This is a genomic window from Hydrogenivirga sp. 128-5-R1-1 (assembly GCF_000171895.1).
In genome coordinates this window covers 1-1127 of sequence record NZ_ABHJ01000490.1, presented here as the reverse complement: position 1 = coordinate 1127, position 1127 = coordinate 1, and the positions used below count along the sequence as shown (strand labels likewise).

General features: G+C 26.4%; 2 protein-coding genes. Both read right to left on the bottom strand.

Annotation, left to right across the window (positions count from 1 at the left end):
• Positions 1-393, bottom strand: a 393-nt coding sequence (locus tag HG1285_RS00440; RefSeq protein ID WP_008289662.1) for an aminotransferase class V-fold PLP-dependent enzyme, incomplete at its 3' end; no start/stop codon positions are given.
• On the bottom strand, positions 394-1127 hold a 734-nt coding region (locus tag HG1285_RS00445), incomplete at its 5' end, for an AEC family transporter (RefSeq protein ID WP_008289661.1).

Genomic DNA, 1127 nt, shown 5'->3' with positions numbered 1-1127 from the left:
TAAATCATCTAAATCTAATTTACCATTTTTATCAACTTTTAAATATTTGAGTTTAAACCCAAATCTTGTTAAAAATTTTGCAGGAATTAAAACAGACTTATGCTCTATTGGAGAAATCAATATCTCATCTTTATCTTTTTTATTAAAAATTAGCGATTTAATAACTGTATTGCTACTTTCTGTGGCACATGATGTAAAAATTATATTCTCAGAGTTAACCTTTAAAACATCTGCTATTTCTCTTCTTGCTTTTTCTATCTGATTTTTAACTTTTTGCCCTTCTGAGTGTACAGAGTTTGGATTTGCATAATATTCGTCAAATATTTGGGAAAAATTTTCCTTTATTTCATTAAAAACTTTTGTAGTTGCAGCATTATCTAAATATATTTTCATCTAAACCACCTGCGATAAATAATAAATAAATGGAACTGTTATAAAACTTATTATAATACCAACACCAACTGATGAAACTGCCAAATTCTTATCAAGTTTTTCATTTATTACTAAAATTGAAGCTAAAACCATTGGGGGCATTGATATTTCAATTAAAGCAACTTTCCATACAATATTTAAATCTGAAATAAACATTTTTAAAATTAATAAAAATAAAACTGGAACTAAAAGCATTTTTATTAAAATAACAAAAGATACATTTTTTAAATTATTAAATACTCCCGAAAACTTTAGATTCATACCAACTGAAAAGAGAGCAAGAGGTATAACAGTCATTCCAAGCTGTTTAAAAGAAAGTAAAACAAAATCTGGAAGTTTAATTAAAGCTACCATTAAAAAACCAGTGATTAATGCTATAAAAGGAGGAAAAGTTATAATTTTTTTTATATCAATTCCCCTGGACTTTCCACTTCCATAGGCAAGGATAAAACCAGACAATAAAGAAACTGGTAAAAAAGATGCTAACTGGTCAAAAATCACAGCGTATTTTAAATTTTCTTCCCCTAAAAAAGCGGTTATAAAAGGAAATCCAAGAAAAGAAGTGTTCCCGAAGGTTGACATCATAACGAAAGTTGAAAGTGTTGATTTATTTAAATTTAATAATTTCCCAATTATAAAAGAAAGTAATATTGAAAATAATATTACAGTCCATCCTGCTATTATCATAAAAAGTA